The organism is Pseudomonas sp. PDM19 (assembly GCF_014852215.1).
GTDB lineage: Bacteria > Pseudomonadota > Gammaproteobacteria > Pseudomonadales > Pseudomonadaceae > Pseudomonas.
This window is the reverse complement of sequence record NZ_JACVBG010000005.1, coordinates 156,384-168,594: the sequence shown is the minus strand read 5'-3', so window position 1 is coordinate 168,594 and position 12,211 is coordinate 156,384. Positions and strand designations below refer to the sequence as shown.

Below are 12,211 nucleotides of genomic sequence, written 5' to 3'. Positions count from 1 at the left end.
TCGCGCAGGGACAGGTTCATGCGCTGCATGCTCTTCTGCAACTGGCCCAGTTCGTCGTGACGATTGGTGGGGATGTCACGGCTGAGGTCGCCGTCGGCGATGCGCTCGGCGTGGCCCAGCACGTCGCGCAGCGGATTGACGATCTGCCCGGTGATGATCCAGGCGGCGATGCTGCCCAGCACCAGGGCGATCAGCGCGGCCAGGCCCAGCAGGGTCTTGGCCTGGGCGACGCCGGCGTCGCGCTTGGCGGTCTGGGTGGAGGTCAGTTCGTTGCTGAGCTTCTCGATCTGCTGGCCGGCATCGCGCATGCGGTCGCGGGCAGCCTGGCTGTCGTTGACCTCGTTGCGGTAATTGGTCAGCGCGTTGCGGTAGGTCTCCAGCGCGTCGAGGGTGGCGCGGAATTCGCCGTTCAGCTCGGCCGGCGAGGTGCTCATGTCACTCTTCACGCCGTCGATGAGCTTCTGCAGGGCAGCGAAGGCGGGTTGCTCGAGGTTCTGCGCGTCGGTGCTGGTGTAGGCCATGACCTGCAGGCGCGCCTGCATGACACTGCGACCGAGGCCGGAGAGGTCCTGCAGATGTTGCAGACCTTCGGGACTGCCGTTGCTGACCAGCTTCTGCTCGGCCTTCTGCATGCCTTCGCTGACCGCGCCGGCGGCCTGGATCAGCACCTGCTTGGCGGCGTCGCGCTCTTCGAAGGACTTCAGCAGTTGGGCGTACAGTTTGCGGTACTCCACGCTCAGTTCGTGCTGCTGGTCGATGACGCGACGGTCCTCGGCCTCGGTGAACCGCTCGTTCAGCGCGCGGTGGCGCTGGTCCAGCTTGTCCAGCGTATCGAGCACCGCCTTGGCGTCTTCCGGGGCGCGGGTGGACTGGAATTTCAGACGGGCGATACGCAGGTCCTTGGCGATCGCGATCAGCTCGGAAATCTCGCCGAGCTTGTCGCCCCGTTCGATCACGTTGCCCAGGTTGATCCAGCCGGTGAGGGCGATCAGCAGGGTGAGCAGCAGCACCAGGCCGAAGCCCGAGGCGAGTTTGAGTTTGACAGTCAGGTTATTGAACCAGCGAAACATGAAGGCGGCGCTCCAGCGATGAACAGGGCCGGTACGCATGGCTGAGCAGGAAATGCGCAGAGTGGGGACGACCGGTACCGCTGATATCGGCTTCGCTACGGGGAACTGAAGGGTTTTGCGGTAATTTTCTGACTGGTGGTTCACGCTGGAGGCCGCGTGGTTACTGGCCTCTAGCCATTTACCGTTAGTACAGGCGTGCCAAAAGCGCGGTCACGGCGGTCTCGACGCGCAGGATGCGCTCGCCCAGTTGCACGGGGTTCAGACCGGCTTCGCGCAGCTTGTCGACCTCGTAGGGAATCCAGCCGCCTTCCGGGCCGATGGCCAGGGTCACCGGCTCGCTCAACGCCCGTGGGCACTCGGGCCACGGGCCGGGATGGCCGATCAGCCCGAGGCTGCCGGCGGCCAGCGCAGGCAGGCGGTCTTCGACGAAGGGCTTGAAGCGCTTCTCGATGACCACTTCGGGCAGCACAGTATCGCGCGCCTGTTCCAGGCCCAGGATCAGTTGCTCGCGCACGGCGTCAGGTTCGAGGAAGGGGGTCTGCCAGAAGCTCTTTTCCACCCGGTAGCTGTTGAGCAGCACCAGGCGCGGCACGCCCATGGCGGCCACGGTCTGCAGCACGCGGCGGAGCATCTTCGGGCGGGGCAGGGCGAGCAGCAGGGTGAGCGGCAGCTTGGCCGGCGGGGGCTGGTCGAAGCTGACCTGCAATTCGGCCTCGTTGGCTTCCAGGCGCAGCAGGCGGCCCTCGCCCATCAGGCCGCCAAGGCGGCCGACGCGCATCCGGTCGCCGCTTTCGGCGCGGTGGACGTCCTGCAGGTGGGTCAGGCGGCGGTCGCGCAGGATCACGCGATCCGCCGCCACGAAGTCGGCGTCGTCGAGGAGCAGCAGGTTCACGAGCGGGTAGCCGGAGGCTGGTCGCCCTTGGACTCTTCTTCCTCTTCCGGGCCGCGCTTGCGGATCAGGTGGCTGAACAGCACGCCGGCCTCGAACAGCAACCACATCGGCACGGCCAGCAGGGTCTGCGAAAGCGGGTCCGGCGGGGTGAGGATCATGCCGACGACGAAGCAGCCGATGATCACGTAGGGGCGGATTTTCTTCAGGTAAGCCACGTTGACCACCCCGATCCACACCAGCAGCACGGTGGCCACGGGAATCTCGAAGGCCACGCCGAAGGCGAACAGCAGGGTGAGGAAGTCCAGGTAGCTGTTGATGTCGGTCATCGGTGTCACGCCTTCCGGGGCCGAGCCAAGGAAGAAGTGGAACATCAACGGGAACACCAGGAAGTAGGCGAAGGCCATGCCGGCGTAGAACAGCACGATGCTGGAGGCCAGCAGCGGCAGGGCGACGCGCTTCTCGTGCTTGTACAGGCCCGGCGCGATGAAGCCCCAGACCTGGGCGAGGATCACCGGCATGGCGAACAGCACGGCGACGATCATGGTCAGCTTCAGCGGCGCGAGGAAGGCCGACGCCGGGTCGATGGCGATCATGGTCGCGCCTTCGGGCAGGAAGCGGCGCAGCGGCTCGGAAGCCAGTGCGTAGATCTTCTGCGAGAAGTACAGCAGGCCGATGAAGATCACGAAGATCGCAACCACGCAGCGCAGCAGGCGCGTGCGCAGCTCGGTCAGGTGGGAGACCAGGGGCATTTCCTGGTCGTGTTCGGGCTGGTCGGGTTTTTCGGCGCTCATGGGGTACGCGGCGTCTCGGGCGAAGCGGGCGGCTGGCTCGCAGCGGTCGGTTGGCTCGGCTGGCCGGCTTCCGGCGCCTGCGGTGCGGCGGCCTCCGCGGGGGCTGGCGCGAGGCCCGCGCCCGGCAGGCTGTTCAGGCGGCTGTTGGGCGCGATGCTCGGCGCCGCGGGCGGCTGGGCAGGCGCGCTATGGCCGTCGGACTGGGCCGGCTGCTGCGGATTGAAGGTTTCCCGGGCCTGCTCCTGCAGGTCGGTCAGCGGCGCCATCAGCTTCTTGGCTTCCTGTTCCATCTGCAGGATGTGCTCGTTGTGCAGCTGGCGGCGGATTTCATCCGCGCCCAGCTCGCGCTCCACTTCCGTCTTGATGGCGTTGAAGCTGCGCTTGAGCCGGCCGATCCACAGGCCTGCCGTGCGCGCGGCGCCCGGCAGGCGGTCGGGGCCGAGCACCAGCAGGGCGACGAGGCCCACCAGCAGCAGTTCGCTGAAGCTGATACCGAACATGAATCAGTCCTTGCGCGCCGGCTCTTCGACCTTCTGCGCCTGGGCGTCGATGGTGTGCGGCTGGTTCAGCGGCGGGTTGCCGGCAGCGGCGTTCGGGTCCTTCTTCTCGTCTTCCTCGGTGTTCATCGCCTTCTTGAAGCCCTTGATGGCTTCGCCGACGTCCGAACCGAGGTTCTTCAGGCGCTTGGTGCCGAAGACCAGGACGACGACGATCAGGATGACGACCCAGTGTTTCCAGTCAAAGATGCCCATCTTGTTTTCCTCGCAAAGTTGTCGGGTTCAGGCAGACGGTTGGCGCGTGGCTTTCTCGTCGTGCCCGGAAAGGCCGAAGCGGCGGTCCAGCTCGTCCAGTACCGCCTGCGGGTGCTGGCCGAGGGCGGCGAGCATCACCAGGGAGTGGAACCAGAGGTCGGCCGTTTCGTAGATCAGGTCCGTGCAGTCACCGCTGGCGGCGGCGTCCTTGGCGGCGAGAATGGTTTCCACCGACTCTTCGCCAACCTTCTCCAGGATCTTGTTCAGGCCCTTGTGATACAGGCTGGCCACGTAGGAGCTGTCCGGTGCGGCATTCTTGCGCGCTTCGAGGACTTCCGCCAGACGGGCGAGGGTATCAGTGCTCATGGGGTTTTCCTGTACCTACGTGGGAGTAGATGGCATCCGGATCTTTCAGGACCGGGTCGACGGTCTGCCAGGCGCCGTTCTCGAACACCCGGTAGAAGCAGCTCTCGCGGCCGGTGTGGCAGGCGATGCCGCCCAGCTGTTCGACCATCAGGATCACCACGTCGGCGTCGCAGTCCAGGCGCAGCTCATGCAGCTTCTGCACGTGGCCGGAGTCCTCGCCCTTGCGCCAGAGCTTGCCGCGCGAGCGCGACCAGTAGATGGCGCGGTTCTCGGCGGCGGTGAGGGTGAGGGCCTCGCGGTTCATCCAGGCCATCATCAGCACGCGGCCGGTGCGATGGTCCTGGGCGATCGCCGGCACCAGTCCATCGGCATTCCACTTGATTTCGTCCAGCCAGTCTTTCATCTCGGGTTCCGTACAGCGGGCACTCGCGGTGCCCAGAGCCACTTCGTAAGCCACTTCGTATAGCGGTTAAGTGTGCCAGCCAGTGCGGCGACTGGCTATCGGCGCAGAATCAGATACAGACCACCGGCCAGCATCGCCCAGGCCGGCCAGGCCGCGAGGCTGTGGGTGGCGAGGCCGGTTTCGGCGGCACCGGCGACCAGCACTGCGCCAATCAGCCGCGCCGGCCAGGCGCCGGCCCCGCCGACCGGGGTGCCGCTCAGGCGCGCTTCGGGCTGCGGCTCGCGCGACAGGCGCTCGAGCGTGTCGCGGGTCATCTGCGCCAGGTGCGGCAGTTGTTCGATGTGCTGCTGGGCGTTGCGCAGCAGGGTGCCGGGGCTGACGCGCTCGCGCATCCAGCGTTCCAGGAACGGCTGCGCGGTGGTCCACAGGTCCAGCTCCGGGTAGAGCTGGCGGCCCAGGCCTTCGATGTTCAGCAGGGTCTTCTGCAGCAGCACCAGTTGCGGCTGCACTTCCATGTTGAAGCGCCGCGCGGTCTGGAACAGGCGCAGCAGCACCTGGCCGAAGGAAATGTCCTTGAGCGGTTTCTCGAAGATCGGCTCGCACACGGTGCGGATCGCCGCTTCGAAATCATTGACCTTGGTTTGGGCCGGTACCCAGCCCGAGTCGATGTGCAGTTGGGCGACCTTGCGGTAATCGCGCTTGAAGAAGGCGATCAGGTTGCGTGCCAGGTAATCCTGGTCCTCGTCGGTGAGGCTGCCGACGATGCCGCAGTCCACCGCGATGTACTGCGGGCTCCACGGCGTGCGGGTGCTGACGAAGATGTTGCCGGGGTGCATGTCGGCGTGGAAGAAGCTGTCGCGGAACACCTGGGTGAAGAAGATCTCCACGCCACGCTCGGCCAGCGCCTTGAAGTCGGTGCGCTGGTCGCGCAGGGTGTCCAGGTCGGTGACCGGAATGCCGTAGATGCGCTCCATCACCAGTACCTTGGGGCGGCACCAGTCCCAGTAGACCTGGGGCACGTAGAGCAGCGGCGAGCCTTCGAAGTTGCGCCGCAGCTGAGAGGAGTTGGCCGCTTCACGCAGCAGATCCAGCTCGTCGTAGATGGTCTTCTCGTAGTCGCTGACCACTTCGGCCGGGTGCAGGCGGCGGGCGTCGGCGGAGATGCGCTCGGCGGTGCGGGCGAGGATGTGCAGCCAGGCGATGTCGGAGCGGATCACCGGCTCCAGGTTAGGGCGGATGACCTTCACCACCACTTCCTCGCCGCTCTTGAGCTGCGCAGTGTGCACCTGCGCCACCGAGGCGGAGGCCAGCGGTTCGCGCTCGAAGCGGGAGAACACCTGCTCGATCTTCGCGCCCAGCTGCTGCTCGATGAGCGCCACGGCCTGTTCCGGCGGGAAGGGCGGCACCTTGTCCTGCAGGAAAGCCAGCTCCAGGGCGATGTCGTCGGGGAGCAGGTCGCGGCGGGTGGAGAGTATCTGGCCGAACTTGATGAAGATCGGTCCGAGGTCCTCCAGCGCCAGCCGGATGCGCGCGCCACGGCTGAGGTCCAGCGGCTTGCGCGGCAGCCAGCGCCAGGGCAGCAGCCCGCCGAGCAGGCGCAGCCACCAGGGCAGGAAGGGCAGTTCGAGGACCATGTCGTCCAGACGGTAGCGGATGGCTACGCGCTGGATGCGCAGCAGGCGGCGGAAGGCGAGCAGCTTCATGCGTCAGGCTTGATCTTCTGGGTCAGGCGGTTGATCCGCGCGTCGAGGCGGTCGAGGGACATCTTCAACTGGTCCAGCTCGGCGAAGCGCGCTTCGGCTTCGTGCTGGCCGACCAGGCTGCGGCTTTCCTCGGCGAGGTAGTCGGCGAGGCTCAGGCGCAGGCTTTCCAGGCTGTCGCCGGCCCAGGCCATGCCGCCGCGCAAACGCGCGCCGAGCAGGTGCGCGGGCACCGGGCCGAGCCAGCGGGAGACTTCGTATTCCCAGTCCAGCTCCAGGCTCTGGAGGATATCGGCCAGCTCCAGCAGCATCGCGCTGTCGCCGCCCATGGTCACTTCAGGGCTGTGCAGGACGCGGGTCTTGTCCTTGGCCAGCGCCAGTTGCAGCAGGCTGCCGGCAGGGGCGACGAGGGTGCAGTCGGCTGGCGCCTCGTGGTGCGCGGCCAGGTGCAGGCCGTCGGCGTCGGGCAGGATGAACAGCCGCAGCGCGGGCGCCTGGCAGTCCACTTCCAGCACCTTGCCGGCGAGCCGGCCGAGACGCCGCAGGGCCACGCCATCGAGCCGCAGCACGCGGTTGACGGTGGCTTCGGCGCTGGCCAGGGCGGCCTGCAGGAGCAGGGTCATCAGGGCTTGATGCCGCGGTGCAGGGCGACCACGCCGCCGGTCATGTTGTGGTAGGTGACGCGGTCGAAGCCGGCCTCCACCATCATCGACTTCAGCGTTTCCTGGTCGGGGTGCATGCGGATCGATTCGGCGAGGTAGCGATAGCTCTCGGAATCGTTGGTCACCAGCTTGCCCATCAGCGGCAGCAGGGTGAAGGAGTAGGCGTCGTAGGCCTTGGACAGCAGGCTGCTGGTGGGCTTGGAGAATTCCAGCACGAGCAGGCGGCCGCCGGGCTTGAGTACCCGCAGCATGGAGCGGATCGCTTCGTCCTTGTGGGTGACGTTGCGCAGGCCGAAGGCGATGGTCACCGCGTCGAAGTAGTTGTCGGGGAACGGCAGCTTCTCGGCATCGGCCTGGACGAAGTTGACGTTGCCGGCGACGCCGCTGTCGAGCAGCTTGTCGCGGCCGACCTTGAGCATCGAGGCGTTGATGTCGGCCAGCACCACTTCGCCGGTCGGGCCGACCAGGCGGGAGAACTGGCGGGTCAGGTCGCCGGTACCGCCGGCGATGTCCAGCACCCGGTTGCCGGCGCGCACGCCGGACAGCTCGATGGTGAAGCGCTTCCACAGACGGTGGACGCCACCGGACATCAGGTCGTTCATCAGGTCGTACTTGGCGGCGACCGAGTGGAATACCTCGGCGACCTTCTCGGCCTTCTCGCTCTCGCGCACGGTCTTGTAGCCGAAGTGCGTGGTGGGATCGGCGCTGTCCTGGCCGGCTTGGGGCTTGCGCGGTTCGCTCATGGCGTTTGTACCCTGGAAGTCAGTGGCGGGCATTCTAACAGGATGCAGAGAAAACGCCGCCCCGGTCACGCCGCCGGCGGGGTGCGGCGATACGGCGCGGCGCGTATGATCGGCGGGGTCAGTCAACTGCGGAGTTCCAGCATGTCCCGTATCCACGTCGAACGTTCCCACTCCCTCGGCCTCGAGGCCGCCCGCGCCAAGGCGGAAAAGCTTGCCGACAAGCTCACCCGCGAGCACGGCGTGAGCAGCGAGTGGCAGGGCGACACCCTGCTGTTCAAGCGCAGCGGCGTGGATGGGCGCATCGAAGTGGGCGCGGACAAGGTCGCGGTGGACGTGAAGCTGGGCCTGATGCTCTCGGCCATGGGCGGCCTGCTCAAGGGCGAGATCGAGCGCGCGCTGGACAAGGCGCTGGCCTGATTCCCTGCCGGCCCCGCTCCCCGCGGGGCCATGCCGTTTTCGGGCGGCGCCGGCTTTCCTACAAAGCCTGGTATGTGTTTTCTAATTTTCCCCGATACCTTGGCTCGCAGTCCCGCCTTTCGCGGGCAGCTATTCGACATCATCGAATCCGAATCTGTGAGGTGCCACCATGGCCAAGGCTGTCAGCAAGAAGAAAGTCGTAGAACTCGAATCCTCCCTCTACTCCGATGCCAAGCACTACGCGCGGCAGATCTGGCTCGCGAGCCTGGGCACCTACGCCAAGGTTGGCCAGGAAGGCAGCGAGTACTTCAAGGAACTGGTCAAGTCCGGCGAGTCCGTCGAGAAGAAAGGCCGTGACCTGGTGAGCACCCAGATCGACGCCGCCAACGACACCGTCAAGGGTCGTCTGCACAGCGTCAAGGCCAAGCTGAACTTCGACAGGATCGAAGAGGCGTTCGATGCGCGCGTGTCCTCCGCCCTCAACCGAATCGGAATTCCCTCCAGGCGTGATGTGGAGGCGCTCTCTGCTAAGCTGGATGAGCTGAGCGCAGTGCTCGAGCGTGTCGCGAGAACCCAATAAGGAGAGCAGGATGGCTGGCAAAAAAACTACCGATAAAAAAGAGTCCAGTTGGATCGGCGAGATCGAGAAATACTCGCGGCAGATCTGGCTGGCTGGCTTGGGGGCCTACTCGAAGGTCAGCAAGGACGGCAGCAAGGTGTTCGAGACCCTGGTCAAGGACGGCGAGAAGGCTGAGAAACTGGCCAAGACCGAAGTCGAGGGTGCGGTGAAGACCTCCACCCGTTCCGCGAAGGCGCGCGTGGATGCCGTCAAGGGCGCCGCGATCGGCAAGTGGGGCGAGCTGGAAGAGGCCTTCGACAAGCGCCTGAACAGTGCGATCTCGCGCCTGGGCGTGCCGAGCAGCCGTGAAGTGAAAGACCTGCACAGCAAGGTCGACAGCCTCACCAAGCAGATCGAGAAGCTCACCGGCGTCAGCGTCGCCAAACCGGCCGCCAAGGCCGCCGCCAAACCCGCAGCGAAAGCCGCCGCCAAACCGGCCGCGAAACCCGCTGTGAAGACCGCGGCTTCCAAACCGGTTGCCAAGGCTGCTGCCAAACCTGCAGCGAAGCCGGCCGCCAAGCCCGCTGCCAAAGCCGCCGCCAAACCGGCTGCCAAGGCTGCCGCGAAACCCGCTGCCAAGCCTGCCGCGAAGCCGGCTGCCAAGGCTGCGGCCAAGCCCGCCGCGAAACCGGCTGCCAAGCCCGCTGCTGCGAAAGCCGCCGCGAAGCCTGCTGCCAAGCCCGCTGCAAAACCGGCTGCCACCGCCAAGCCTGCCGCTGCGAAACCTGCAGCCAAGCCGGCCGCGGCGAAGAAGCCTGCCGTGAAGAAGCCCGCTGCGCCCAAGGCCGCCGCCAAGCCGGCTGCTGCGAAACCGGCAACCGCTCCGGCCGCCACTCCGGCACCGTCGGCTCCCGCCGCCGCGCCGGCCGTGACGCCGTCCGCCGCTGCTCCGGCAACGCCGCCGCCGTCCCAGGCCTGACCGGTCTGCTGCAACACCCACGCCCGGCCTCGCGCCGGGCGTTTTCATTCTCTCAAGACAAAAGCCTGCAGGGATAAGTCAGGGGGCGAGGTAGCGCTTGGCGAGTCGCTCGGCGATCAGCTGCGAGTCCGGGCGCAGATGCGGCGCTACCAGCATCATGACCTGGAACACCACCTGGCGGACGTCGCCCTCGTGGCCGAGGATGCGCTGGTAGTCGAGGGAGAACAGCAGCGTCAGGGTGATCTGCTCCACCAGCTGGCCGAGGGCTTCGGTGTCGCTGGCCAGTTCGTCCTGCGCCTTGAGTTGCGCCAGCAGGGTGGCCAGGGTGCGCTTGAGCTGGTTGAGCCAGGCCCGCACGCCACGGGCGAGCTTGGGCAGGCGCCCGGCGAGGTTGGAGAGGTCCTGGAAGAGGAAGCGGTAGTGCGCCAGGCGCTCGACGATCAGGTGCAGGAACAGCCAGTAGTCCTCGGCGCCCAGTTGCACGTCTTCGGGCGGGTCGAGCAGCGGTGCCAGCTCATCCTGGAAGCGCTCGAACAGCGCCAGCACCAGCGGTTCCTTGCCGTGGAAGTGGTAATAGAGATTGCCCGGGCTGATGCCCAGTTCGGTGGCGATCTCCAGGGTTGAAACGTTGGGCTCGCCCTGCTCGTTGAACAGCTGCAGGGCGCATTCGAGAATCCGGTCGCGCGTTTTCATCCGTGTTCAGGTTCCAGCCGCAGTGGGGCCGACGATAGCCTTCCGGGGAGTTGGCTGCCAATGGCTTCGCGGCAAACTTCCGCATGGCGCCTCCGCGCCGTGGGTTGCCAGGGCATCTACGCAGGATGGTGTGGAGCGTAGCGATACCCATCGACTCAGCGCGCCTTCAGCATGGGTATCGCTGCGCTCCACCCATCCTACGAGAGCGTTCTACGGTGCCAGTGGAAGGCGCGGAGCGAACAACCCGCAACGGGTTGCCCGATCCATGCTTGCCTCAACGTACGTGCACGTAGGTGCCCGGCGCGGCTTCCTTGGCCGGATAGTCGGCGTTGCCCAGCTCGAAGTTCACCGGCCGGCGTTCGCCCGAGCGCTCCTGGATCCACTCCAGCCACAGCGGCCACCAGCTGCCTTCCTGGCGCTTGGTGTCGTAGTACCAGGCGCGTGGGTCGGAGCTGATCTTGCTGTTCTCGAAGTAGCAGGCCTTGGGGTTGCCCGGCGGGTTGAGGATGCTCTGGATGTGCCCGCTGTTGGACAGCACGAAGCGCGTCTCGCCGCCCAGCAACTGGGCCGAGCGGTACACCGCGTCCCACGGGGTGATGTGGTCGGTGATGCCGGCGACGTGGAAGTTGTCCACCGCGACCTTCTTCAGGTCGATGGCGCTGCCGTTGACTTCCATGGCACCGGGGCGGGCCAGCGGGTTGTGCTTGAAGAAGTCTAGGAAGTCGCCGTGCAGTGCGGCGGGCAGCCGTGTGTTGTCATTGTTCCAGTAGAGGATGTCGAAGGCCGGCGGCTGCTTGCCCAGCAGGTAGTTGTTGACCCAGTAGTTCCAGATCAGGTCGTTGGGGCGCATCCAGGCGAAGATCTTCGCCATGTCGCGGCCGTCCAGCACTCCGTGCTGGTAGGAGCGGCGCTTGCTGCTCTCCAGGGTCTGCTCGTCGGCGAACAGCGCGGCCGGGGTCTCCACCTGGCTGTCCAGCAGGCTCACCAGGTAGGTGGCGCTGGCGACCTTGCGCAGTTGTCGGCGCGCCTGCAGGTGGCCCTGCAGCGCGGCGATGGTCAGCCCGCCGGAGCAGGCGCCCATCAGGTTGACGCTGCGGCTGCCGCTGATGGAGCGGCATACGTCGATGGCTTCGTCCAGCGCGGTGACGTAGGTCGACAGGCCCCACTCGCGGTGGCGCGCGTCGGGGTTGCGCCAGCTCACCATGAACAGCTGCAGATTGTTCTTCAGGGCGTACTGGACGAAGCTCTTCTCGCTGGTCAGGTCGAAGATGTAGAACTTGTTGATCTGCGGCGGCACGATCAGCAGCGGCTTGGCATGCAGATGCTCGCCCATCGGCTTGTACTGGATCAGTTCCAGCACCTCGTTGCGGAACACCACCGCGCCGGGCGTGGTGGCCAGGTTCTGGCCGATCTCGAAGGCGCTGCGGTTGACCTGGCTGGGCATGCCGCCGTTGTGCATCAGGTCGTCGAGCAGGTGCTGCGCGCCCTTGAGCAGGCTCTGCCCTCCGGTGTTGAAAAGCTCTTTCACCGCCAGCGGGTTGAGCAGGGTGTTCGATGGCGAGGCGGCGTCGGAGAGTATCGACAAGAGGAAGCGCGCGCGGGCGCGGTCGTCGCTGTTCAGGTCGCTCTCGTCGACCCAGGCCAGCAGTTGCTTCTGCCACGCCAGGTAGGCCTGTACGGTGCGCCGGTAGAAGGGGTTCAGTCGCCAGGACGGGTCCTGGAAGCGTGCGTCCTGCGGGTTGGGCTGCAGCGGCGAGTCGCCGATCAGCACCTTGCCCACCTGCTTGCCGAAGGCCGCCAGGTGCTTCGCCGAATGGACCGGCCGACGCACGCCCTGCAGCGCCAGCATGCGCAGGGTGGACAGCATGTCCTTGCCGCGCAGGCCGACCATCGCACTCTGCGCATTCATGTATTGGGTGGGGACGGGGACGCTACCAGGCTCAGCTTTCTCTCGCATGAACAGCACTCCGTAAAGGGTCCGACCTGACAATGGCGACGCAAGGCCTGTACCAGAATCGGGAAACTCCCGTTCCAGACGCCTGCCGCCGGTTCGAGGGGTGTGCACGGGTATCGACGCGAGAGGGCAACTGCCCGAAAACAGGGCAGCGGATCAGCAGCCGGGCTGCCCTGCGGTCACTTTCGAAGGTGGCCGCAGCGCGGGTCCCGAATCAGGCGCTACGTGTC

14 protein-coding genes and 1 pseudogene are annotated in these 12,211 nt (G+C 66.3%); 3 read left to right on the top strand and 12 right to left on the bottom strand.

Going from position 1 to position 12,211, the window contains the following annotated elements; translation table 11 throughout:
* Positions 1–29 precede the first annotated feature (29 nt).
* The 10 genes and pseudogenes from IB273_RS32020 to ubiE all read right to left on the bottom strand — a co-directional run.
* Positions 30–1,070: pseudogene (locus IB273_RS32020) on the bottom strand (methyl-accepting chemotaxis protein); the annotation flags it as partial.
* 184 nt (positions 1,071–1,254) lie between these two features.
* On the bottom strand, positions 1,255–1,962 hold the full coding sequence (locus IB273_RS27160) for a 16S rRNA (uracil(1498)-N(3))-methyltransferase (RefSeq protein WP_192225473.1): 708 nt from the start codon (positions 1,960–1,962) through the stop codon (positions 1,255–1,257).
* Complete coding sequence (gene tatC, locus IB273_RS27155) at positions 1,959–2,753, bottom strand: twin-arginine translocase subunit TatC (protein ID WP_045212907.1); 795 nt, start codon at positions 2,751–2,753, stop codon at positions 1,959–1,961. The genes IB273_RS27160 and tatC overlap by 4 nt, the downstream gene beginning before the upstream one ends.
* On the bottom strand, positions 2,750–3,253 hold the full coding sequence (gene tatB / locus IB273_RS27150; RefSeq protein ID WP_192225472.1) for a Sec-independent protein translocase protein TatB: 504 nt from the start codon (positions 3,251–3,253) through the stop codon (positions 2,750–2,752). Before tatB ends, tatC begins: the two co-directional genes overlap by 4 nt.
* Positions 3,254–3,256: 3 nt before the next feature.
* Positions 3,257–3,505, bottom strand: a complete 249-nt coding sequence (locus tag IB273_RS27145; RefSeq protein ID WP_017520155.1) for a twin-arginine translocase TatA/TatE family subunit — start codon at positions 3,503–3,505, stop codon at positions 3,257–3,259.
* Between the two features lie 27 nt (positions 3,506–3,532).
* Positions 3,533–3,871, bottom strand: coding sequence for a phosphoribosyl-ATP diphosphatase (locus IB273_RS27140; RefSeq protein ID WP_192225471.1), 339 nt, complete (start codon positions 3,869–3,871; stop codon positions 3,533–3,535).
* Positions 3,861–4,274, bottom strand: a complete 414-nt coding sequence (gene hisI / locus IB273_RS27135; protein ID WP_045212898.1) for a phosphoribosyl-AMP cyclohydrolase — start codon at positions 4,272–4,274, stop codon at positions 3,861–3,863. Before hisI ends, IB273_RS27140 begins: the two co-directional genes overlap by 11 nt.
* 95 nt (positions 4,275–4,369) lie before the next feature.
* Positions 4,370–5,977, bottom strand: a complete 1,608-nt coding sequence (gene ubiB / locus IB273_RS27130; RefSeq protein WP_192225470.1) for a ubiquinone biosynthesis regulatory protein kinase UbiB — start codon at positions 5,975–5,977, stop codon at positions 4,370–4,372.
* Positions 5,974–6,597, bottom strand: a complete 624-nt coding sequence (locus IB273_RS27125; protein ID WP_081519625.1) for an SCP2 domain-containing protein — start codon at positions 6,595–6,597, stop codon at positions 5,974–5,976. The genes ubiB and IB273_RS27125 overlap by 4 nt, the downstream gene beginning before the upstream one ends.
* Positions 6,597–7,379, bottom strand: coding sequence for a bifunctional demethylmenaquinone methyltransferase/2-methoxy-6-polyprenyl-1,4-benzoquinol methylase UbiE (gene ubiE, locus IB273_RS27120; RefSeq protein ID WP_151189072.1), 783 nt, complete (start codon positions 7,377–7,379; stop codon positions 6,597–6,599). The genes IB273_RS27125 and ubiE overlap by 1 nt, the downstream gene beginning before the upstream one ends.
* 141 nt (positions 7,380–7,520) lie before the next feature.
* Between ubiE and IB273_RS27115 the strand changes: the two genes are divergently transcribed.
* The 3 genes from IB273_RS27115 to IB273_RS27105 all read left to right on the top strand — a co-directional run bounded on the left by IB273_RS27115 (position 7,521) and on the right by IB273_RS27105 (position 9,334).
* Complete coding sequence (locus tag IB273_RS27115; protein ID WP_138213081.1) at positions 7,521–7,796, top strand: polyhydroxyalkanoic acid system family protein; 276 nt, start codon at positions 7,521–7,523, stop codon at positions 7,794–7,796.
* Positions 7,797–7,965: 169 nt separating this feature from the next.
* Positions 7,966–8,376, top strand: a complete 411-nt coding sequence (locus tag IB273_RS27110; protein WP_192225469.1) for a phasin family protein — start codon at positions 7,966–7,968, stop codon at positions 8,374–8,376.
* 10 nt (positions 8,377–8,386) lie between these two features.
* Complete coding sequence (locus IB273_RS27105; RefSeq protein WP_151189073.1) at positions 8,387–9,334, top strand: phasin family protein; 948 nt, start codon at positions 8,387–8,389, stop codon at positions 9,332–9,334.
* A 78-nt stretch (positions 9,335–9,412) separates the two neighbouring features.
* Here the strand turns inward: IB273_RS27105 and IB273_RS27100 are convergent, their stop codons facing one another.
* Both IB273_RS27100 and phaC read right to left on the bottom strand, forming a co-directional pair.
* Positions 9,413–10,027 carry a TetR/AcrR family transcriptional regulator gene (locus tag IB273_RS27100; RefSeq protein WP_081519630.1) on the bottom strand — a complete coding sequence of 205 codons (615 nt, stop codon included), beginning with the start codon at positions 10,025–10,027 and terminating at the stop codon, positions 9,413–9,415.
* Between the two features lie 274 nt (positions 10,028–10,301).
* Positions 10,302–11,984 (bottom strand): class II poly(R)-hydroxyalkanoic acid synthase, encoded by a 1,683-nt coding sequence (gene phaC, locus IB273_RS27095; RefSeq protein ID WP_192225468.1) that lies wholly within the window; start codon positions 11,982–11,984, stop codon positions 10,302–10,304.
* Between the last annotated feature and the right edge of the window lie 227 nt (positions 11,985–12,211).

Bases quoted from the DNA above. Each gene is read 5' to 3' on its own strand.
- ubiB (WP_192225470.1), bottom strand. From the start codon at position 5,977: ATGAAGCTGCTCGCCTTCCGCCGCCTGCTGCGCATCCAGCGCGTAGCC.
- tatC (WP_045212907.1), bottom strand. From the start codon at position 2,753: ATGAGCGCCGAAAAACCCGACCAGCCCGAACACGACCAGGAAATGCCC.
- IB273_RS27140 (WP_192225471.1), bottom strand. From the start codon at position 3,871: ATGAGCACTGATACCCTCGCCCGTCTGGCGGAAGTCCTCGAAGCGCGC.
- IB273_RS27115 (WP_138213081.1), top strand. From the start codon at position 7,521: ATGTCCCGTATCCACGTCGAACGTTCCCACTCCCTCGGCCTCGAGGCC.
- hisI (WP_045212898.1), bottom strand. From the start codon at position 4,274: ATGAAAGACTGGCTGGACGAAATCAAGTGGAATGCCGATGGACTGGTG.
- IB273_RS27125 (WP_081519625.1), bottom strand. From the start codon at position 6,597: ATGACCCTGCTCCTGCAGGCCGCCCTGGCCAGCGCCGAAGCCACCGTC.
- IB273_RS27100 (WP_081519630.1), bottom strand. From the start codon at position 10,027: ATGAAAACGCGCGACCGGATTCTCGAATGCGCCCTGCAGCTGTTCAAC.
- IB273_RS27110 (WP_192225469.1), top strand. From the start codon at position 7,966: ATGGCCAAGGCTGTCAGCAAGAAGAAAGTCGTAGAACTCGAATCCTCC.
- IB273_RS27145 (WP_017520155.1), bottom strand. From the start codon at position 3,505: ATGGGCATCTTTGACTGGAAACACTGGGTCGTCATCCTGATCGTCGTC.
- phaC (WP_192225468.1), bottom strand. From the start codon at position 11,984: ATGCGAGAGAAAGCTGAGCCTGGTAGCGTCCCCGTCCCCACCCAATAC.
- tatB (WP_192225472.1), bottom strand. From the start codon at position 3,253: ATGTTCGGTATCAGCTTCAGCGAACTGCTGCTGGTGGGCCTCGTCGCC.
- ubiE (WP_151189072.1), bottom strand. From the start codon at position 7,379: ATGAGCGAACCGCGCAAGCCCCAAGCCGGCCAGGACAGCGCCGATCCC.
- IB273_RS27105 (WP_151189073.1), top strand. From the start codon at position 8,387: ATGGCTGGCAAAAAAACTACCGATAAAAAAGAGTCCAGTTGGATCGGC.